We start from the raw sequence: 19,596 nt of genomic DNA, 5'->3' as shown, positions 1-19,596 counted from the left end.
GGATGGCTCCGAGTTTGGGAAATGTGTCGGTGCCAACTCGATCAGCCCCTCCCCCGCGGGCGGGGGAGGAAGGGAGGGGGAAGCGAGAGCTTAAGCGGCGGCCTTGAGGGCGGCCTTTTCTTCAGCGAAGGCCCAATCGAGCCATGGGGTCAGAGCTTCAAGATCGGAAGCTTCAATGGTCGAACCTGCCCAGATGCGCAGGCCAGCCGGAGCGTCCTTATAGGAACCGAAGTCGTAAGCGACCTTGAGCTTATCGAGACGGGCAACGATGGCCTTGGCAAAGGCTGCCTGAGCGTCGGCGTCGAGCGCTGCGATTTCTGGATCAACGATCGAGAGGCACACGGATGTGTTCGAGCGCTGGTCTTCGTTCTTGGCGAGGAAGTCGACCCAGTCGGTCTTGGCAACCCAATCGGCCAGAACCTTGTAGTTCGCATTGGCGCGGGCCTGCATGGCCGGAAGACCACCGATTTCAAGACCCCACTGCATCGCGTCAATCGCGTCTTCGATGCAGAGCATGGAGACGGTGTTGATGGTTTCGGCCTTGAAGATACCTTCGATCAGCTTGCCGCCCTTGGTCATGCGGAAAATCTTCGGCAGAGGACGATTTGGCTTGTAGGATTCGAGGCGTTCGACAGCGCGTGGCGACAGGATCAGAATGCCGTGGGCAGCTTCACCGCCGAGGGCCTTCTGCCAAGAGAAGGTGACAACGTCGAGCTTGGCGAAATCGAGGTTCTGGGCAAACGCGGCCGAGGTGGCGTCGCAAATGGTTAGGCCTTCGCGGTCCGCTGGGATCCAGTCTGCGTTTGGTACGCGAACGCCCGAAGTGGTGCCGTTCCAGGTGAAGACGACGTCACGGGTGAAGTCGACCTGGGTGAGGTCTGGCAGTTCACCATATGGAGCTTCCAGCGTGCGGACGTCTTCAAGCTTGAGCTGCTTGGTCACGTCGGTGACCCAACCAGCGCCGAAGGATTCCCAAGCGAGCATGTCAACGCCGCGAGCGCCCAGAGCGCTCCAGAGGAACATTTCGACCGCGCCTGTGTCGGACGCAGGAACAATACCGATACGGTAGTCAGCCGGAACCTGAAGCAGTTCACGGGTCAGGTCGATGGATTGCTGGATGCGAGCCTTAGCGATCTTTGCGCGGTGCGAACGACCGGTCAGCGCGCCTTCAAGGGCAGCGATGGTCCAACCTGGACGCTTCGAGCACGGGCCCGACGAAAAATTTGGGTTTGCCGGTTTTACTGCCGGTGCAGTCAGGGGCGAATTAGCCATCTTCTAGCGGCCCTCCCAGGCCTATGGTCTCGCGTTAGGGCGAGATGTCCTGAGGCCGCCAATACGCCTTGCATGGCAGAGTCGTCAAACAGAATTTTAGAGGCGCGTCGATTTCCTAGCGAATGTGGCTGGACTGAGCAGTTCTGGCTTAAGCGCTTGGACTACCGTCCAATTGCACGATGTTGGGTGTTGGTGCGCCCGCAATGGTGTCGGCAACATAAGCCCCACGTGAACCCAGAGGGCGCGCGGGGCCTAGGGTCGAGTCTCGGCCGGTTTGTAACTCAATGGATGCGTTCAAGACTGCGCCGACAATGACGATGGTGCTCGAGAGCCAAATCCACGTCATGAGGCCGATGACGGCGCCCAGTGAGCCGGAAGCTGCGTTGTGCTGCGGGAAATTGGTAACATACCAAGAAAACCCGACCGAGGTCGCGGCCAAGAGGACGAGCGATATGAGCACGCCCGGCATGATCCAGCGCCACTTCGCCTGACGGCGACTTGGGCCCCAGCGATAGAAGGCCGAAACCATAAAGGCGAGTGTGGCGAGCATGACAGTATAACTGCCGAGCCGTACGGCCCAATCGAGACCGAATGCTGGAAAAAATTGCAGCACCGCAGGCATGACGAGAACAACGGTGAGCACGACGACGGTGACGATTGCGCCAGCGAAGGTGAAAAACAGCCCCAGCGCGTTGACCGCTATGAAGGAGCGCCGTTCTTTCTCTTTGTAGGCTACGTTCATCGCTTCAAAGAGGGCTTTTACCCCCGCGCTGGCGCTCCACAGGGCGATGACGAGCGAGAGCAAAAACGTCCAACCCAGGCTGTCATTTGATGCGGAAATGAGGCGCGTGAGTTGATCGTTCAACAGGTCCAGCGCGCTTGGGGGCATGAAGCCCGACAGCAATTGGATGTGATTGAGAACGCTGTTGCTGTCGTTAAACAGGCCATAAAGCGTGACCACGGCCGAGAGTGTAGGTACGAGCGAAAGCAGCACGAAAAAGGTTACGCCTGCTGCGGTGAGCAAGATGCGGTTGTCGAGAAAGTCGCTGACGACACGGAAAATAATCTCTTTCCAGCCCGACAATGGAATGTGCCAAGGCGCGTTGGCATGACGGCCCAGAGCTGCCCCTGATGTTGTTTCCGCAGCGTCCATTAAGTGCCCCACCAGTCAGCTGTGTCGTGTTTGGGTCAATGTGGAATGCTGGTCGCTGGTTCCGTGCGCTGGGCGGGAGCTTGGATGACAGTTAATCGACAAAACCACACCTCTTGGCGTGCTAGCGCTTGCCTGCCCGGCGGGTGGGTGACAAAAGAATGGTCACTGCCCCAATAGAGGTGCTCCATGATCAAGCAAGCCTTTGCCCAAGTCGTTGCCGTTATCGGCGCAACCGCGATTTCGCTGCGTCACCGTAACGACAATCTGACCACACGTTCGTTCGGCCTCAATCCCGCTATCCCAACCGCAAAGGCGCAGGGCACTGTGCCGACGCTCAAAATGCCGACGGGCAAAGGCTGGATTGGGGACCATAAGCCGACTGCAGCTGCTGGGCTGAAGGTCAATGCGTTTGCGACTGGTCTTGATCACCCGCGCAACATGCTGGTGCTGCCCAATGGCGACGTTCTGGTCGCAGAATCCATGGGTGAGGCTGGTAAGCCGTCCAACATCTTTGACTGGGCAATGCATGTGACCATGGAGCGCGCTAAGGCCTCTGGTTCAAGCGCCAACCGCGTGACGCTGTTGCGTGATGCTGATGGCGACGGCGTGGCCGAAGAGCGCCATGTGCTCGTTGACAATGTCCGCCAGCCTTATGGGTTGGTTTATCTTGATGGCACGCTGTACGTTGGTGCCAGCGACAAGGTTTTGGCCTTCCCCTATGAGCTTGGACAGACCAAGATAACTGGTGCTGGCAAGGTTTTGATGACGATGAAGGCGGGCGGTCACTGGACCCGTAACCTCATCGCTAGCGCTGATGGCAAGAAGCTCTATGTCGCTGTTGGTTCGCTCAGCAATATTGCCGACGCCGGCATGGAAGTTGAAGAAGACCGCGCGGCGATCCACGAGCTGGATCTTGTCACAGGTCAGTCGCGTATTTTTGGTGCCGGTCTGCGCAATCCAGTTGGCATGGCTTGGGAGCCGCAGACCAATCAGCTTTGGACTGTGGTCAACGAACGTGACGGTCTGGGCGATGAAACGCCACCGGACTATCTGACCTCGGTGGTTGATGGCGGCTTTTACGGCTGGCCCTATTGCTATTGGGATCGCGTGGTCGATGAGCGCGTGCCGCAGAATGCAGATCTCGTGGCGCGTGCACTGCAGCCTGATTATGCCCTCGGTGGGCATACGGCGTCGCTGGGGCTGTGCTGGTTGCCGGAAGGCACCTTGCCTGGGTATACGCAGGGTATGGCTATCGGCCAGCATGGTTCGTGGAACCGATCCAAGTTGTCTGGCTATAAGCTGACTTTTGTTGCTTTTGAAAACGGTAAGCCTGTCGGCATGCCGCGCGATATTCTCACCGATTTCCTGTCGGCTGATGAGAAGTACTCGTATGGCCGTCCGGTGGGCGTGGCATTGGCTGCTGATGGCGCGGTGCTGATGGCGGATGACGTTGGTGACGTGATCTGGCGCGTAACAGGCGCCTAAGCGTTCCAGCTGCTCATATGAAAGGACCGGCGCTGCGAGGCGCCGGTCTTTTTTATTTCCGATGCGGTGTGGCAGCCGCGATTGGATTATTTTTTAGTTGAAACGATAACGAACAGTTCCGCGAACCTCATGGGTCCAGCTGTCGTCTATGCGATAGGGATTGGTCGTCGCTGTGTTTTCAATGCGGTTGATGTAGACCGCGCGGTAACCAACGTCTGCGACCACCTGGCCGAAGTCATAGCCAAGGCCGACCATGCCTGCTGCGGCAAAGCTGGTGTTGCCACCCCAGGCGTCGGGGAGACCTGGACCTTCGGTGATCAGGCGGTTGATCGCCACACCGGCACCGGCACCAACATAACCGAACGTGCCGCCAGCCGCGCCAAAGCCATCGCCGAAGCCAAAGTCGTAATAGGCGTTGGCAAGCAGAAGCGTCGAACGCAGCTTCAGCTGGTGGTCGCCCGCGGCAAGGGTTGCATGACCCGCTGGGACAGTGATGCCCAAGCCGTCGTTATGCAGGTAATCGGCCGTGACGTCCATGCGCAGGCCTGTGCCGGTTTCGTAACCCACACCGGCGCCTGCCGAGAAACCAAACCCGGTTTTGTTCGTTTCATAGCGACTGTTAGGCAGGGTGTAGTGATCGGCATTGCGCGCCCAAAGGAAATTGCCGGCTAAGCTGCCGCGCAAATACATCGAGCCAGCATAGCCGTAGTCAACATCCGGGATGTCGATGCCCGCGCTTGGGGGCGGAATAAAAATATCGGCGGCATTGGCTGGTGCCGCCATGCCAAAGGCAGCTGCTGATAGCAGCGCAGCGGTTAGGGTACGCATCATAAGTTCCTCGGTTGCCACGAGACCAGTTGTCTCCTGCAATATGCGCAGAACTCATTAAAGCGCTCTTAACCTAACCGCTTAACTATGCAAAATTATAAAGTGCTGGGGCTCAATAAAAATACAAATACTTTCTGAGTCGCCCTTAAATGCTTTAGGCGACTTGTTTGATTGCTGTCTCAATTTGGCTGACGACGGTTTCAACCAGTGAGGCGTCATCGGCTTCGCCCATAACGCGAATGACCGGCTCTGTGCCGGAGGCGCGGACGATCACTCGGCCACCTTCACCCAACGTCGCCTGACCATCTGCAATGGCCTGCATAACCTGCTTGTTTTCGAGCGGCTTGCCGGACTTGAATTTGACGCTGCGTAAGAGCTGTGGGACTTTTTCAAAGCGTGCGCAGATCGAGGAAATGCTGCCACCTTCTTCCTTGAGGACCGCCAACAGCTGGAGCGCGGCAACGAGGCCATCGCCCGTCGTGGTGAAATCGGACAAGATGATATGCCCGGACTGTTCGCCACCGACGTTGTAGCCCTTGGAGCGCATGGTTTCGAGAACGTAGCGATCGCCGACTTGAGTGCGTTCGAGCTTGAGGCCGAGCTTGGCTAGGTGGCGTTCTAGGCCAAGGTTCGACATGATGGTGGCTACAATGCCGCCGCCGACGAGCATATCGCGCTTTGCCCAGCTTTCAGCGATGACGGCCATGAACTGGTCGCCATCGACGACGCGGCCCTTCTCGTCAATGATGATCACGCGATCGGCGTCGCCATCGAGAGCGATGCCGATATCAGCGCGGACTTCTTTGACCTTGGCGGCAACAGCGTCTGGCGCGGTCGAGCCCACCTTGTGATTGATATTAAAACCATCGGGTTCGGCCCCGATGGTGAATACTTCTGCACCCAGCTCCCACAGCGCGACCGGGGCGACCTTGTAGGCAGCGCCATTGGCGCAGTCGACGACGATCCGCAGACCTGACAGATCCATGCTGCGGGGCAGGGTACGCTTTGCGTATTCGATGTAGCGCGTGCGCGCTTCTTCGTCACGATGCGCACGACCGATGTCACGGCCCTTGGCGAGGTGACGGGACATGTCGCTGTCGATCAGCGCTTCGATTTCTTTTTCTAACTCGTCGGAGAGCTTGTAGCCGTCGGGGCGGAAAAGCTTGATGCCGTTGTCGTCATAGGGGTTGTGCGAGGCCGAGATCATCACGCCCAAGTCGGCGCGCAGGGATCGGGTCAACATGGCAACAGCAGGTGTGGGCATTGGGCCCAGCAAATAGACGTCCATGCCGACAGCGGTAAAGCCCGCCGTCAAAGCCTGTTCGATCATATAGCCGGAGCGGCGCGTGTCTTTGCCGATAACGACGCGATTGCGGTGATCGCCGCGCACGAACTTGGTGCCAGCCGCCATGCCGACCTTGAGCGCGAGTTCAGGAGTGAGCTTGTCGCCATTGGCTAAACCGCGGATGCCGTCGGTACCAAAATATTTGCGCGCCATGTTTCGCTCCCGATTCACTGGTGTTGTTTTTAGAATACCACTTGGAGTGGAATAGCCGAGACGGCCACAAAGAGAAAGGGCCACCCTTAGGTGACCCTTTTAAGGCGTAGAGATTAAGCGTTAGCTTTCAGGCTGCGGTTCCATGCCTGGTTCTTCGCCGCCGTCATTGTGCTTTTTTGCACCCTTGCCAGCGGCGGGAACGCCGGAAGCCTTTGGAGCCGATGGGCCATCATCTGGGCGCACGGGCTGCTTGCCATCCATCAGGGCTCGGAGTTCGTCGCCGGTGAGGGTTTCGAATTCGAGAAGGGCCTGTGCAATCGCTTCCCACTGGTCGTGGTAGGTCGTGAGAATGTCACGAGCAGACGCTTCGCCGTCTTCGATAAGCTTGCGTACTTCCTGATCGATCAATTTGGCGGTTTCATCCGACATATTGGTCGACTGGGTGACCGAGTGACCGAGGAAGACTTCCTGATCATTGGACTTGTAGCGCACACGACCGAGGCGTTCGCTCATGCCCCATTCCATAACCATGGAACGCGCTAGGCTTGTTGCCATCTGAATATCGCCAGACGCGCCCGATGTGACCTTTTCAGGACCAAACTTGATGATTTCCGCTTCACGGCCACCGAACAGCATGGTCAGACGCGCAAGCGCCTTTTCTCGGCTGAAGGAATAGGTGTCGTTTTCTGGAAGGGTCATCACCATGCCCAGCGCGCGACCGCGTGGGATGATGGTCGCCTTATGGATCGGATCGATGCCAGCAACCTTGAGAGCGATGATGGCGTGGCCAGCTTCGTGATAGGCGGTCAGCTTCTTTTCGTCGTCGGTCATGGCCATGGTGCGACGCTCTGCGCCCATCATGATCTTGTCCTTGGCGTCTTCGAATTCCTGATGGGTGACGAAGCGCTTGTTCTTACGAGCGGCCATCAGGGCAGCTTCGTTGACGAGGTTCATCAGATCCGCACCCGAGAAGCCCGGAGTACCGCGTGCGAGCACCTTGAGGTCAACGTCAGGAGCCAGTGGCACCTTACGGACGTGAACCTTGAGGACCTTTTCACGGCCCGAAACGTCTGGGTTCGGCACAACGACCTGACGGTCAAAGCGGCCTGGGCGCAGAAGTGCAGGATCGAGAACGTCCGGACGGTTGGTCGCTGCGATCAGGATGATGCCTTCATTGGCTTCAAAGCCGTCCATCTCGACGAGGAGCTGGTTGAGGGTCTGTTCGCGTTCATCGTTACCGCCGCCAAGACCAGCGCCACGCTGGCGGCCGACGGCGTCGATTTCGTCGATGAAGATAATGCACGGCGCATTCTTCTTGGCCTGTTCGAACATGTCGCGAACGCGCGATGCGCCCACGCCGACGAACATTTCAACGAAGTCAGAGCCGGAAATGGTGAAGAACGGCACATTGGCTTCACCTGCCACCGAACGGGCGAGCAGGGTCTTACCAGTCCCTGGAGGGCCGACAAGCAGTACGCCGCGCGGTATACGACCGCCCAGACGCTGGAACTTGCCTGGATCGCGCAGGAATTCGACGATTTCTTCGAGGTCCTGCTTGGCTTCATCAACGCCAGCGACGTCTTCGAAGGTGATCTTGCCCTGGGTTTCGGTCAAGAGCTTGGCGCGCGACTTACCAAAGCCCATCGCGCCGCCACGACCGCCGCCCTGCATCTGGCGAATAAAGAAGAACCACACGCCAATGATGACGATGAACGGCAGCCAGCTGGACAGGAGGATGGACCAGAATGGGCTCGATTCAGGGGAGCGAGCAGTGATGCCGACATTGCGTTCTTCGAGGCGCGTCACGAGGTCTGCGCCCTGAGGAATGATCGTCTCAAAGCGCGTGCCATCATTCAAAACGCCGGAAACGACGTTATTTGTGATGGTCACATTGGTGACACGGCCCGCATCAACATCCGAGACGAACTGGCTGTAGCTCTTTTCGCCGACGTTCGAGGTCCGCGATGTCGATTGAAAGACCTGAAATAGGCCCATCAACATGAAGAGTACGACCAGCCAGATGGCAAAGTTGCGGAAATTTCCGTTCATTAATCCTGTCCCGGAGAGGCCGACGCGGAGAGCGCCGGGTATTGGGCAAATGTAAGTCCCCGCGTGGGGTGTTACAAGGGTGATGCCTGTTCCGTTCTGGACGAGATGTCCAGTCTTTTTGTAGCGAGAGCGTTAATGAAAATCGCAACTCGCCGGTATTTCGGATCGTGCACCCTTGTTGATCAGTGCCCCAAAGCAAGGGGCACTGCTTATTATTGAGTTCGAGCAGCCTGTTGAACTGCTTCTTGCACTTTTTCAAATGCACGCACTTCGATCTGGCGAATACGCTCGCGGCTCACGTCATATTGCTGGGCCAATTCCTCAAGCGTTGAGGGACTTTCCTTGAGGCGGCGGGCCTGGAAGATGGCACGTTCGCGATCGTTAAGGACTTCCATCGCCTGGTTCAAATAGCCCATGCGTTCGGTGTATTCCTCGGTCTCGCCAAGCGTGGTTTCCTGATCTGGCGTGTCGTCGACAAGCCAGTCCTGCCACTCTGAAGAACCTTCGTCAGCGCGCATGGGCGAGTTCAGCGACGCATCACCGGAAAGGCGAGCGTTCATCTGGACCACATCGGCTTCAGTGACCTTGAGTGTTGTCGCGATTTGCTTGATCTGATCAGGATGGAGCGCGCCATCCTCGAGCGCCGCAATTTGTCCCTTGACCTTGCGAAGGTTGAAGAACAAGCGTTTCTGAGCAGCGGTCGTGCCGATTTTGACCAAGCTCCAAGAGCGCAAGACATATTCTTGGATCGCAGCTCTGATCCACCACATGGCATAGGTGGCCAAGCGGAACCCTTTTTCGGGCTCAAAACGCTTAACCGCATGCATCAGACCGACATTGCCCTCTGAAATTACTTCCGAAATTGGCAAGCCGTAGCCGCGGTAACCCATGGCAATTTTGGCGACGAGGCGCAAATGGCTGGTGATCAGCTTTTGCGCCGCGGCAGGATCTGTGTGTTCTTTATAGCGTTTGGCGAGCATGTATTCTTCATCGGGTTCCAACATTGGGAACTTCCGAATTTCTTGAAGATAGCGGCTCAAGCCTCCCTCAGACGAGAGTACAGGCAAATTGGTCTGGGCCATTTATACGCACCCCTTTCAGCATCCCCCACTTATCGCGGGCAGAAATACCACTCCCATCCATGTCGGCACAGAAGTGGATGTAGCCTCAATATAGGACACAGTTTGGCAAATTTAAGAGGACTGAACGCGATGCCGCGCACAATCCTCTCAATGCGAACCGAACTTTGCCGACTAGGCAGAACTCCTAGTGTTTGGATATTGTTCCGACACAGTCTGGTGACTATCGCGCTAGCGCCTTGTCATAGACTTGCAGCGCTTCTTCCAGTTCAGCCAAATCATCAGGGAGTTCGGCATCGAACATCATTTCCTCGCCAGTGGCGGGATGTTCAAAGCCCAACTCGGCCGCGTGAAGCGCCTGTCGACCTAAATTGCGGACGATATCTGCCAACTCTTCGGGCAAACGATTGACTTTGGTCGCGTAGCCGGGCGCGTAAAGCTGATCGGCCACGAGGGGATGGCCGATGTGGGTCATGTGCACACGGATCTGATGGGTGCGGCCCGTTTCAAGCTGACACTGGATGCGCGTCACATCCCAGCCTTCGCCGCCATAGCGCGCTTCCACAGCGTAATGGGTGATCGCTTCGCGCCCACTCTTCAACACAGCCTGTTTCAGTCGATTACCCGGATCGCGGCCCAATGGAGCATCGACAGTGCCCAGGCCCGATTGGGTGGTGCCCCAAGCGAAGGCGATATAGGCCCGGTGAAGGGGGCCGGTGCGCCCGTGGTCCGCAAACTGGGCGGAAAGGTGCTTGTGCGCCTTCTCGGTTTTTGCGGCGACCATGACGCCGGACGTGTCTTTGTCCAGACGGTGGACAATGCCGGGCCGCTTGACGCCGCCAATACCTTTGAGACTGTCCCCGCAATGGTAGATCAGCGCGTTGACCAGCGTGCCGTTCGGTGAGCCGGGCGCTGGGTGCACAACCATGCCAACTGGCTTGTTAATGACGATGAGGTGATTGTCCTCATACAGGATTTCGAGCGGGATATTTTCGCCCTGTGGCTCTGGATCTTCCGGAGGCGGGGCCTGAAGCACAATAGTTTCACCGGCTTTTAGCCGATAATTGGGTTGGCTTACGGGCTTGCCGTCGATAGAAACAGCGCCGCCGAGAATGAGTTCTTTGATGCGGCTACGGCTAAGGACATCATGTTCCTTGGCCAGAACAGCGTCGAGGCGACCACCGGCAAGTGTTTCGTCTATAGAAATTTCTACGGGCTCGCCCTCAACCTCGAAATCGGTATCGTCAGCCATGAGTAATCCTGATCAGAACCAGCCCGATAATGCCGACATGGAATTGTCGCCAGAAGCCAAGGCTGCGTTTGGCAAAGCACGCCGATCGTTCGCATGGTCGATCAGCATAATGTTGTTGGGCTTTATGGCGATTGGCTTTGCAATTGTCTATCGCGTGATGCGCGACGCACCGCCGCCTGCCACCGTCGCCACTGTCAGCGTGCCTGTCGGCAGCGAAGTTCTCTCTTCACTTAATATCGACGGCACAGTTCAGGTGACCTATCGCGCAGGCGAAAGCACGCTGCTCAATGTTTACGATTCGAGCACTGGCACACTGCTGCGCACGATCGAGATCGCAAAGCTCTAAGGTTTAGTTGCCGCGCAGCTCGCGCAGTGCGGCCAATCGATCAGTCACTGTTCCGCGCTGGGTGACAGCTGGTGCGGGCAGGAGATCTTCGGTTTCGCCATCGTCGGCAAAGCGTTTGATACGATCAAACAGGCTTTCTTCGATGACGGTAGCAGCTGGTTTTTCTTCGGCGGCATAGACCAAGCGGCTGATGCCGCTGGCAACATCCATCAATTCGCGGCGAAGCACCGCTTCATCGAAATCATCGCTCGCCCAAGTTTCGTTAATGCTGGTTTCGAGTGCCAAGACCTGCTTGCGCAATGCGTCGGACGCCTCAAGGCTCGACAATTCGTCCGCCAGCAGACTTTGCCCTGTTTCGACTTCGTTGGCCTTTGAGGGCTTGGTCAAAATCGCGTTCAGGCGCATTTCTGCGCGATTTAGGCTGGCCTCGGCTTCGCTCAGCTCAATGGGCGTGGCTTGCTCACGGGGCTCAGTTTCGCCACGGCTAAAGCGTCTTAGATCAAGATTGAGGCTTGCGACTTCTTTTTCCAGCTCGGCGACGCGCGCCCGCAGCAGGGACTCCCGCTTTTCGCCTTCAGCGCTGAAGGCTGCGTGTTGCTCGCGTTCCGTCCTGATCTGAACTGCGTCAACACGCGCTTGAGCAACGTCGCCCAATTGTTCAGAAAGACGCTGGCGCAGACTTTCGATTGTGAGTTCAAGGCGGCGCGTTTGTAGGGCGAAGTCGGCGCGCAAATGATCTTTATCAGCCCGAAACTCGGCCATGGAGATTGGCGTGGCAGCTTCAATCCGGCGCTTGGTCAGGCGTACTGCGCGGCGCCAGACTGCGGGCATGATGACCAAGGCCATCAACCCTGCAATCAGCAGGCCTAAAACGAAGTACATAATATTCTCGACCAACATAAAGCCAACTCTCCGGCTGCGCTGAGAGCTCGAGGTGCACCCGGACACAGCAATTCTACAAGGCGTTATAGCCTTTGGCGTTCCCCAATCTTAGCGAGAATTTGAGCCGCCGTCACGATCAAGCCAAAGCGCGCTTCGGCTTGATTAAAGGGGAGGGGCCTATCTAGAAGGGATTCCAGGTGGGTTGGGCTGTGAAGTTGAGATAGCCAACGTTAATTCCAAGGCGCGCACCGACACCGGAGCGGATTGGAACGATCACAACGTTGTCGCGCTTGGTGACAGTCATGCCGAAGCCGCCAAACACATAGGCGGAGCCATCCACGCCCGGATAACGTCCAAGAATTTCCTGAACATCATTGAGGTTATAGACCAGCATCATGACCTTGGAGCCATCGCCGCCAATGTCGAAGCCGATGCTTGGACCCTGCCAATAGATCTGGAACTGACCGGCATTGCGGGTGTGAACGACACCCTCACCATATTTAGCGCCGAGGAACAGTGCGCCGCCAGCTTCCTCGCCGAGAACGTAGCCATTTGGCAGGCCAAACTGGCTCACTGCCTTCTCAACAACCGAGGCGAGGCCCTGGGCGGCACTGCCAAAGAATTGCTGTCCGCTCTCGACAAGTTCCTGACCAGAGTAAGTATCGCTGAGAGAACCCTGTGCATAAGTGGGAGCGGGGGACAGCGCCACTGCGGCTAAAAACGCTGCCAGCTGGGTTAGGCGCTTGAACATACATAAAACTCCCTTATTCGAGGCATGCGTCTTACGAAGACTTTAAGGTCTTGCCGCCACACTGGAGATGCGCCGGCCTGCCACTCGATCGTCCTCATGATGAAGCAAACCTCTAAACAAAACTTAACCATGATCGCCGTCTTCCTGCCATTCTTCTGGCTGGTTTCGGCCGTTTTTGCGCCTGCACAGGCGCAATCACTCGTCACCTATATTCTCACCGATCCCCTCACTGGCGTTGCCATTGAGGGCATGGATCCTGTCTCCTATTTTACTGATCCTGCACCATTAAAAGGTCAGCCTCAGTATGAGTACACTTGGATGGGGGTGCCCTGGCAGTTTGCCAACGAGGCAAATATGCAGGTGTTTATGGGCCATCCCGAAGTCTACTCCCCGCAATATGGGGGGCATGGTGGCATGAGCATGGCACGAGGCTTCGTTTCTGATGCCGATCCCAAAATCTACACCGTTTTTAAAGGGCGGTTGTTCTTATTCTATTCGGCGGCTAATCGGGAAGCATTCCTCTTAGCCCCAGATGCAGCAGCCTTAAAAGGCGCTGAACATTGGGTCACATTGTCCAAAACGCTTTCAATACGGTAGTGCGTTCGACAAACGACCTTTATTCTTCCCCTGAACTGATTCCTCATAAAGCTTTGGAGCATAGGCGCATGGCCGATATCATTGAGCTCAATGCAACTGATCTGGCGGCTATGCTTTGCTCGCGCGTTTGCCACGATCTCATCAATCCCATTGGCGCAATTGGTAATGGCCTAGAAGTGCTTGCAGACCCTTCGCAGGGTGAAATGGCGGAAGGCGCGCGCGATTTGATCGCCAACGCGGCCACGCAGAGCCGAGCAAAGCTTGAGTTCGCTCGTTTGGCTTATGGCGCGTCGTCAACTTCGGGCACCGATATCGACACACGCGAATGCGAACGCGTTGCGCGCATTCTGTTCGAAGTCGAAAAGGCCGATCTTGAGTGGAATGTGCCACTGATCCTGCTGCCAAAGCACAAGGCAAAGCTCTTCATGAACATGCTGCTGATCGCAGCAGGTTCGGTGCCGCGCGGTGGTCAGGTGACCGCCAAGATTTCTGGTGGGACCGGCGAAGAAAAGTTTGAGTTTTATTCTAAGAGCGACACCGAAAAGCGTCAGCGCACATTGGTCCCTGCGGGAGCCGCGGGTCTGGTTATGGGCATTCCTGAAGAGGGTTATGTTGATGCGCGTGGCATTCAGCCATTCTATACGGGCCTCCTCGCGCGCATGACCGATATGGAACTGACGATCGGTCTTGAAAATGAGCAGTTCTATTTTACTGCAACGCCAAAGATGAAATCGGCTGAGACTGCAGGAAATACGGCGCCTGAGCAGGCTTAATAACCTTTCGCCAACCAGTTAGACTGCATAGTCCCCGGAACAACATTCGTTCCGGGGCTTTTTTATGCGCACGTGCCTAATCGTTGATGACTCTAGCGTCGTCCGTAAGGTTGCCCGCAGGATCCTGGAAGATCTCGACTATATTGTCGACGAGGCCGAGGATGGTCAGGAGGCAATCGAGAAATGTCGCGAGACCATGCCTGATGCCGTGCTGGTAGACTGGCACATGCCCATCATGAGTGGCCTCGAATTCATCAAACTGTTGCGCACGTATGTCGGTGGTGAAAAGCCTCGGGTGATTTATTGCACCGTTGAACACGACATTGGGGCCATTGCCCTCGCCCTAAAGGCGGGAGCCAATGACTACATGATGAAGCCCTTTGATCGGCAGTTCCTCGAAATCAAATTCGACCCGCAATTGCTCTCGGCTTAGAGCGGGTCTGCTCTGGTAAAAGTAAGATCAGACAAGACGCAGCCCTCAGCTTGGCCGAGTGTGAAGCCATCTTCGGTTTCTGAGTAAGGGCAGGTCATGGGGAACTGAGCTGCGCCCAGCCGTCCACTGGCCTCGCTTAAGGTCAATTCTCCCTCTGCCATAACAAAGCGTCCAGAAACTTGGCGGTTGAGACTATCGGAGAGCGTGAAGCTGCCGGTATCGAGCAATGTCAGTTTGAGCCCGCTCTGTGTTTCGTATGTCGTGCCATTTAGGCTCGGCGCTATGGCCTGAGCGATATTGGTTTCGACGCTCTGCAACGCCGTTGAGCGTTGTGTAAGGTTGCGTGTTAGCTCTTCGACCTGCGGTTGGAGCATTGTGATCTGCTCGGAATAGGCCGCGACCTGTGTTTCAAGAGTGGTCTTTGCCTGCGTTAGATCTGCCAGCTTAGCCTGAGCCTCTTGTGCAGCCGTGTTCGCCGTTTCCGTCGCGAGCTTTGCCTGCGCGAGGCGGTCCTGAGCCTCAAGGAGCTCGGTTCGCGAGGATTGTAGTTCTGACTGAAGGTCCGCAAGAGTTGCTGAGTTCGTAGCGACCTCCTGGGCCATTTGCGCAACATTGGTTGTCGCCGTCTCTTCCTGTCGGCGCGCCTCCGTCAACCGCGTGTCCACTTCGCTGAGTTGGCGTGAGGCAGACTCCGTCTCTGCCTGGATAGAGGCTTGCCGCGACGCAGCTTCATTGAGCAATTGTTTGGCGGCGTCAGCCTGTTCGATCAGGCCCTGCGTTGCAGATTTGGTGTCCTCGAGGTGTGTGACCGCCTGTGCCAACTCATTCTGGCGGGCTTCGAGTTCGGTTGAAGCTGCCGTGAACGCGGTGCTCACCGAGCCCAACTGTTGTTCAACATCCAAAAGCTTGGCATTGGCTTGCGCAATTTGCCCATGGGTGCGGTCACGCTCCGCCAAGGTGGCGGATAGCTGATCACGCTCGCTTGTGAGCAGGGCAAGTGTCCCCTGCTGTTGGCGGTCCGAAAGGCCTGCGTTGATCCACATGGCTACGAAAGCAATCCAGCCAGCGACAGCTAAGACCAGTAGCACAAGGGGGAGAGGTTCGCGGAGGCGGCGCGATAGGTCGGTCATGGTTCTGCTCTCAACAGCGTCTTTGAAAGCGGAACGACATCAGGCGCGCGCTAGTTCCGATGGCGGTGCCCATAAAGAAAAACCTCGCGCTGTTGAGCACGAGGTTTTTGGAACGATCTGGGGGATCAGATTTAAGCGACGTTCTCGCTGTAAACGTCTGCCTCATCGGGCTCGCGCAGCACGTAGCCACGGCCCCAAACGGTTTCGATGTAGTTCTTGCCACCGGTGGCAACCGACAGCTTCTTGCGAAGCTTACAGATGAACACGTCGATGATCTTGAGCTCGGGCTCGTCCATGCCGCCGTACAGATGGTTGAGGAACATTTCCTTGGTCAGGGTCGTGCCCTTACGCAGGGAAAGGAGTTCCAGCATCTGGTATTCCTTGCCGGTCAGGTGAACGCGCTGACCCTGAACTTCGACGGTCTTGGTGTCGAGGTTAACAAGCAGGTCACCGGTCGAGATGACCGACTGGGCATGGCCCTTGGAACGACGGACAATGGCGTGGATGCGGGCCACGAGTTCGTCTTTGTGGAAAGGCTTGGTCATGTAGTCGTCGGCGCCAAAGCCGAGACCGCGGACCTTGTCTTCGATGCCAGCCAGACCCGAAAGGATCAGAATTGGCGTCTGGACCTTAGCGACGCGAAGCGTGCGCAAAACCTCATACCCGCTCATGTCGGGCAGGTTCAGGTCCAGAAGAATGATGTCGTAGTCGTAGAGTTTACCAAGATCCACGCCTTCCTCACCGAGGTCGGTGGTGTAGACGTTGAAACTTTCGGACTTCAGCATCAGTTCGATGCTCTGCGCTGTCGCGCTGTCGTCCTCAATAAGGAGTACCCGCATTATAATCCCCTTGTCATGTCGTTCCTGCTGGAACTTGCGGTAGGCAAGGCCAGATTGCCCTTTCCGCTCCAACCCTACTGGATATGACTGAACCCTAAGTGCAATTAGTTAACAAAGTTTAATTCTGATCCGCAATACGCAAAACGCGTTAGGGTGAATTAAGTTTAAATCGTTGAAAAACTTAGGAAAATTGCCCGAAAAATTCTTAAAGCATTACGTTAAGAAAGCCCTTCAATGGACTCTCTCGACTCAGGCATTTGGCGGTGGGGGTAAGGGTTTCGCCCAAGTCTGGGCAGGGGACACATATCCCCAATCATGAATGCTGATAGCGATTTTCAGTTAACGTTCAGTTACCCTCGTGAGGAATTACGCATGCCGATTCGCTCTCCCCGGTAACCTTTACCGCGCGACGGCCATATGGAGCGCATATAGGAAATATGAAGGCCCTTATCTCAGCCATAGACGCGGTCGAGGAAGTGGAGGTTTTTGGGCGGGTGAAATCCGTGCAAGGCCTGCTCATCGAGGTTGCCGGCCCTGTGCGTGAATTGCGCGTCGGTGGTCGGGTTGAGATCATCAACAGCGACGGCACAGTGCTGTTCGCTGAAATCATCGGGTTTCGGGACGGTCATGCGCTTTGCCTCCCATTTGGCGAGCTCGGTGGGGTGCGGCTAGGCTGCAAGGCGATTTTCCGGCGCCATGATGGCGCGGTAAATCCGAGTGAGGCCTGGCTAGGGCGCGTTGTGAACGCGAATGGCGAGCCGATCGACGGCAAGGGGCCTTTGCCGCGCGGGGCTATGTCCTATCCGCTGCGTCAGTCACCGCTGGCCGCTCACGACCGTGTCCGTGTTGGTGAGCCTATCGAACTTGGCGTGCGATGCCTCAATACCTTCACCACCATGTGTGAAGGGCAGCGCATGGGTATTTTTGCTGGCTCGGGCGTGGGCAAGTCGGTGCTCATGTCGATGTTGGCCCGCAATACGGATGTGGATGTTTCCATCATCGGTTTGATCGGTGAGCGTGGGCGCGAAGTGCATGAGTTTATCGGCGAGTATCTCGGCGAAGAGGGGCTCAAGCGCGCTATCGTTGTAGTGGCGACGTCTGACGAAGCGGCGCTGATGCGGCGTCAGGCATGCTATATGTCTATGGCTCTGGCGGAGTATTTCCGCGATCAGGGCAAACGCGTCTTGTGCATGATGGACAGTCTGACGCGCTTTGCTATGGCGCAGCGTGAAATCGGGCTAGCTGTTGGTGAACCGCCGACCGCGAAGGGTTATCCGCCCACAGTGTTCACAGAACTGCCTCGTTTGCTCGAAAGAGCGGGGCCAGGAACGCCTTTGACCGGTTCTATTACAGGTCTATTTACCGTTTTGGTGGAAGGTGATGATCACAACGAGCCAATTGCGGATGCCGTGCGCGGGATTCTCGATGGGCACATTGTGATGGAGCGCGGCATTGCCGAGCGGGGACGTTACCCTGCCGTCAATGTGCTCCGGTCCATCTCGCGTACAATGCCGGGGTGCGTGCCTGAAGAGGTGCGACCAACCCTGACACGAGCGCGAGAACTCATGTCCATTTTCTCGGACATGGAGGAGCTGATCCGGCTGGGGGCTTACCGGAAAGGGTCAGATCCGCTTGTGGACCGCGCAATCGCTATCAACCCGAAGCTTGAGGCTTTTTTGAGCCAGCGACGGGATGAGGTGACATCGATCCAGGACGGTTATGCCGGGCTGGCTGAGATTATCGCTGAAGCGGATGCACGGGGCTGATGGAGCAATGCGTGTATGGCAGGGCTCCGGAACTGACTTGGTGTGTAAGGAGTACAGGTCGTGAAGTCGCGCAATGAGAGTCTGATTAGACTCAAGAAATTTCAGGTGGATGAGAAGCGTCGCCAAGTCGCCCAGATCGAAATGATGATCGCCGACTTCGAACGCATGGCCACCGAACTCGATCAGCAGATCGAGATCGAACAAAGCAAAACCGGTATTACCGATATTGCTCACTTCGCATACTCAACCTTTGCTAAGGCAGCGATGGGTCGTAGAGACAATCTGCTCGCCTCGGCAAACGATATGCGCGTGAAACTGGAAGCGGCGCAGGATGGGCTGGCTGAGGCGCTCGAGGAGCTCAAGAAGATCGAGCTGCTTGATCAGCGCGAGCACCAGCGTGAACGTGATGAGCAGAACAAGCTCGAGCAGGCTGAATACGACGAAGTCGCTCGCTTGCGCTATCGCCGCTAAATACAGGTTAAAGAATACGAATAGGCCCGCCGTAGCGGGCCTATTGCTTTTGATCTCTCGAGATCAAATTACATCGCTGGTGCTGGGGTCACTTCGGTTGCTGGAGCAACAACAGCATCGGTTTCCCAAACGAAGTCTGGGGCGCTGGTCAGCGCTTCAGCGGTTGTTGGCATGACCCAACGTTCGGTGTTGTCAAAGGCGATCGCGTGGTCGAGGGCGGTGAAATCGACAGCAACGTTCTTTTCACCGATGCCGAGGAAACCGCCAACGCCCAGAACAACGGCCTGGATCGAGCCATCAAGGCCGATCACGAGATCCTTCACCGTACCGATTTCTTCAGCAGTGTCGGTGGTGTCTGAGTAAACTGGCGCGCCAATCAGCTTGCTGACAACGGCATCACCGTCGAGCACGACGTAACCGGTCGCCAGATCGATTGGCTGGCGGGTTGCATGCGCCAAGTCGGTTGCTGCATTGTTTGCGGCAGCCGAGGCATTGGCAGCAGCATTGTTCGCGGCGGCACCTGCATTGTCTACGGCGTTATCGACAGCGGCGCCCGCGTCCTGTGCAGCGTCCTTAACTGCATCGCCGGCGTTCTGCATGGCGTTACCGGCCGCATCAAGAGCATTGTCGACCTTCTGGCCAACGGTTGGTTCTGCTGGGGCGACCACTACGGCGTCCTGGGCAATAGCACCCATGCTCAAAACAGCGGTCAGTGCGGTAGTAGCAAAAAGCGTGCGGATCATTGTAAGCTCCAATGGTTCGTCGTTGCGATGAACAGGGCCGTGCGGTGCAAAACTTGGCTGTGGCGCACCGTGCGGCCCATTATGTTTGAAACAACGCGTCTTCGGCGGCAGCCGTTCCGTTAAAATTTACTTTGTCGGTTCAGCGAAAATGAAAAAGCCGGTCGTTGGATGCCAACGCCGGCCTTCTCTGCCTCCCGTTAACGGGCTCATATCATTTAATCTTCCGCGCCTGCGCTAGCGCAGGGGATG

At 56.7% G+C, this 19,596-nt stretch carries 19 protein-coding genes; 7 read left to right on the top strand and 12 right to left on the bottom strand.

The features are described 5' to 3' along the window. Positions 1-90 precede the first annotated feature (90 nt). A complete protein-coding gene (locus tag JHC09_RS10415) occupies positions 91-1,272 on the bottom strand; it encodes a phosphoserine transaminase (RefSeq protein WP_199531895.1) in 1,182 nt (393 codons plus the stop codon). Positions 1,273-1,420: 148 nt separating this feature from the next. Continuing rightward, positions 1,421-2,425 (bottom strand): YihY/virulence factor BrkB family protein, encoded by a 1,005-nt coding sequence (locus tag JHC09_RS10410; RefSeq protein WP_199531894.1) that lies wholly within the window; start codon positions 2,423-2,425, stop codon positions 1,421-1,423. Between the two features lie 186 nt (positions 2,426-2,611). Between JHC09_RS10410 and JHC09_RS10405 the strand changes: the two genes are divergently transcribed. Beyond that, the gene (locus JHC09_RS10405) at positions 2,612-3,910 is read left to right on the top strand and encodes a sorbosone dehydrogenase family protein (protein ID WP_182394353.1); all 1,299 of its coding nucleotides are present in this window, start codon (positions 2,612-2,614) and stop codon (positions 3,908-3,910) included. 93 nt (positions 3,911-4,003) lie between these two features. On the opposite strand, the gene JHC09_RS10400 is transcribed toward JHC09_RS10405, so the two are convergent. The 5 genes from JHC09_RS10400 to JHC09_RS10380 all read right to left on the bottom strand — a co-directional run bounded on the left by JHC09_RS10400 (position 4,004) and on the right by JHC09_RS10380 (position 10,616). Next, the gene (locus JHC09_RS10400; protein WP_199531893.1) at positions 4,004-4,741 is read right to left on the bottom strand and encodes a hypothetical protein; all 738 of its coding nucleotides are present in this window, start codon (positions 4,739-4,741) and stop codon (positions 4,004-4,006) included. Between the two features lie 151 nt (positions 4,742-4,892). After that, positions 4,893-6,236: a phosphoglucosamine mutase gene (gene glmM / locus JHC09_RS10395; RefSeq protein WP_199531892.1), complete on the bottom strand. Its 1,344-nt coding sequence runs from the start codon at positions 6,234-6,236 to the stop codon at positions 4,893-4,895. A 120-nt stretch (positions 6,237-6,356) separates the two neighbouring features. Further along, positions 6,357-8,285, bottom strand: coding sequence for an ATP-dependent zinc metalloprotease FtsH (ftsH, locus tag JHC09_RS10390; RefSeq protein WP_199531891.1), 1,929 nt, complete (start codon positions 8,283-8,285; stop codon positions 6,357-6,359). A 212-nt stretch (positions 8,286-8,497) separates the two neighbouring features. Beyond that, on the bottom strand, positions 8,498-9,367 hold the full coding sequence (gene rpoH, locus JHC09_RS10385; RefSeq protein WP_169195348.1) for an RNA polymerase sigma factor RpoH: 870 nt from the start codon (positions 9,365-9,367) through the stop codon (positions 8,498-8,500). A gap of 220 nt (positions 9,368-9,587) precedes the next feature. After that, on the bottom strand, positions 9,588-10,616 hold the full coding sequence (locus JHC09_RS10380) for an RluA family pseudouridine synthase (RefSeq protein WP_199531890.1): 1,029 nt from the start codon (positions 10,614-10,616) through the stop codon (positions 9,588-9,590). Between JHC09_RS10380 and JHC09_RS10375 the strand changes: the two genes are divergently transcribed. Further along, complete coding sequence (locus JHC09_RS10375) at positions 10,615-10,962, top strand: hypothetical protein (RefSeq protein ID WP_169195350.1); 348 nt, start codon at positions 10,615-10,617, stop codon at positions 10,960-10,962. The genes JHC09_RS10380 and JHC09_RS10375 overlap by 2 nt on opposite strands. Before the next feature lie 3 nt (positions 10,963-10,965). Here the strand turns inward: JHC09_RS10375 and JHC09_RS10370 are convergent, their stop codons facing one another. Both JHC09_RS10370 and JHC09_RS10365 read right to left on the bottom strand, forming a co-directional pair. Continuing rightward, positions 10,966-11,862, bottom strand: a complete 897-nt coding sequence (locus JHC09_RS10370; RefSeq protein ID WP_199531889.1) for a hypothetical protein — start codon at positions 11,860-11,862, stop codon at positions 10,966-10,968. Positions 11,863-12,025: 163 nt separating this feature from the next. Beyond that, positions 12,026-12,595 (bottom strand): DUF1134 domain-containing protein, encoded by a 570-nt coding sequence (locus JHC09_RS10365; protein ID WP_199531888.1) that lies wholly within the window; start codon positions 12,593-12,595, stop codon positions 12,026-12,028. Positions 12,596-12,691: 96 nt separating this feature from the next. Here JHC09_RS10365 and JHC09_RS10360 point away from each other — a divergent pair, with 96 nt between their 5' ends. From JHC09_RS10360 to JHC09_RS10350, 3 genes are all read left to right on the top strand, one after another. Further along, positions 12,692-13,192, top strand: a complete 501-nt coding sequence (locus JHC09_RS10360) for a YHS domain-containing (seleno)protein (RefSeq protein WP_199531887.1) — start codon at positions 12,692-12,694, stop codon at positions 13,190-13,192. A 68-nt stretch (positions 13,193-13,260) separates the two neighbouring features. Next, positions 13,261-13,965: a histidine phosphotransferase family protein gene (locus JHC09_RS10355; protein ID WP_169195354.1), complete on the top strand. Its 705-nt coding sequence runs from the start codon at positions 13,261-13,263 to the stop codon at positions 13,963-13,965. A gap of 64 nt (positions 13,966-14,029) precedes the next feature. Beyond that, the gene (locus JHC09_RS10350; protein WP_182394349.1) at positions 14,030-14,398 is read left to right on the top strand and encodes a response regulator; all 369 of its coding nucleotides are present in this window, start codon (positions 14,030-14,032) and stop codon (positions 14,396-14,398) included. On the opposite strand, the gene JHC09_RS10345 is transcribed toward JHC09_RS10350, so the two are convergent. Next, positions 14,395-15,528, bottom strand: a complete 1,134-nt coding sequence (locus tag JHC09_RS10345) for a hypothetical protein (RefSeq protein ID WP_199531886.1) — start codon at positions 15,526-15,528, stop codon at positions 14,395-14,397. The genes JHC09_RS10350 and JHC09_RS10345 overlap by 4 nt on opposite strands. Before the next feature lie 131 nt (positions 15,529-15,659). Beyond that, positions 15,660-16,367: a response regulator transcription factor CtrA gene (gene ctrA, locus JHC09_RS10340; RefSeq protein WP_169195357.1), complete on the bottom strand. Its 708-nt coding sequence runs from the start codon at positions 16,365-16,367 to the stop codon at positions 15,660-15,662. A gap of 437 nt (positions 16,368-16,804) precedes the next feature. On the opposite strand from ctrA, the gene fliI reads away from it, so the two are divergent. Both fliI and fliJ read left to right on the top strand, forming a co-directional pair. Then, the gene (gene fliI / locus JHC09_RS10335; RefSeq protein WP_169195358.1) at positions 16,805-18,133 is read left to right on the top strand and encodes a flagellar protein export ATPase FliI; all 1,329 of its coding nucleotides are present in this window, start codon (positions 16,805-16,807) and stop codon (positions 18,131-18,133) included. Positions 18,134-18,193: 60 nt separating this feature from the next. Further along, the gene (gene fliJ / locus JHC09_RS10330; protein ID WP_199531885.1) at positions 18,194-18,604 is read left to right on the top strand and encodes a flagellar export protein FliJ; all 411 of its coding nucleotides are present in this window, start codon (positions 18,194-18,196) and stop codon (positions 18,602-18,604) included. 68 nt (positions 18,605-18,672) lie between these two features. On the opposite strand, the gene JHC09_RS10325 is transcribed toward fliJ, so the two are convergent. Next, entirely contained in the window at positions 18,673-19,347 is a 675-nt protein-coding gene (locus tag JHC09_RS10325; protein WP_248305979.1) for a PRC-barrel domain-containing protein, read from the bottom strand. Positions 19,348-19,596: the final 249 nt, after the last annotated feature.

Source organism: Devosia sp. MC532 (assembly GCF_016461625.1).
GTDB lineage: Bacteria > Pseudomonadota > Alphaproteobacteria > Rhizobiales > Devosiaceae > Devosia.
This window is presented reverse-complemented; position numbering and strand designations above follow the sequence as displayed.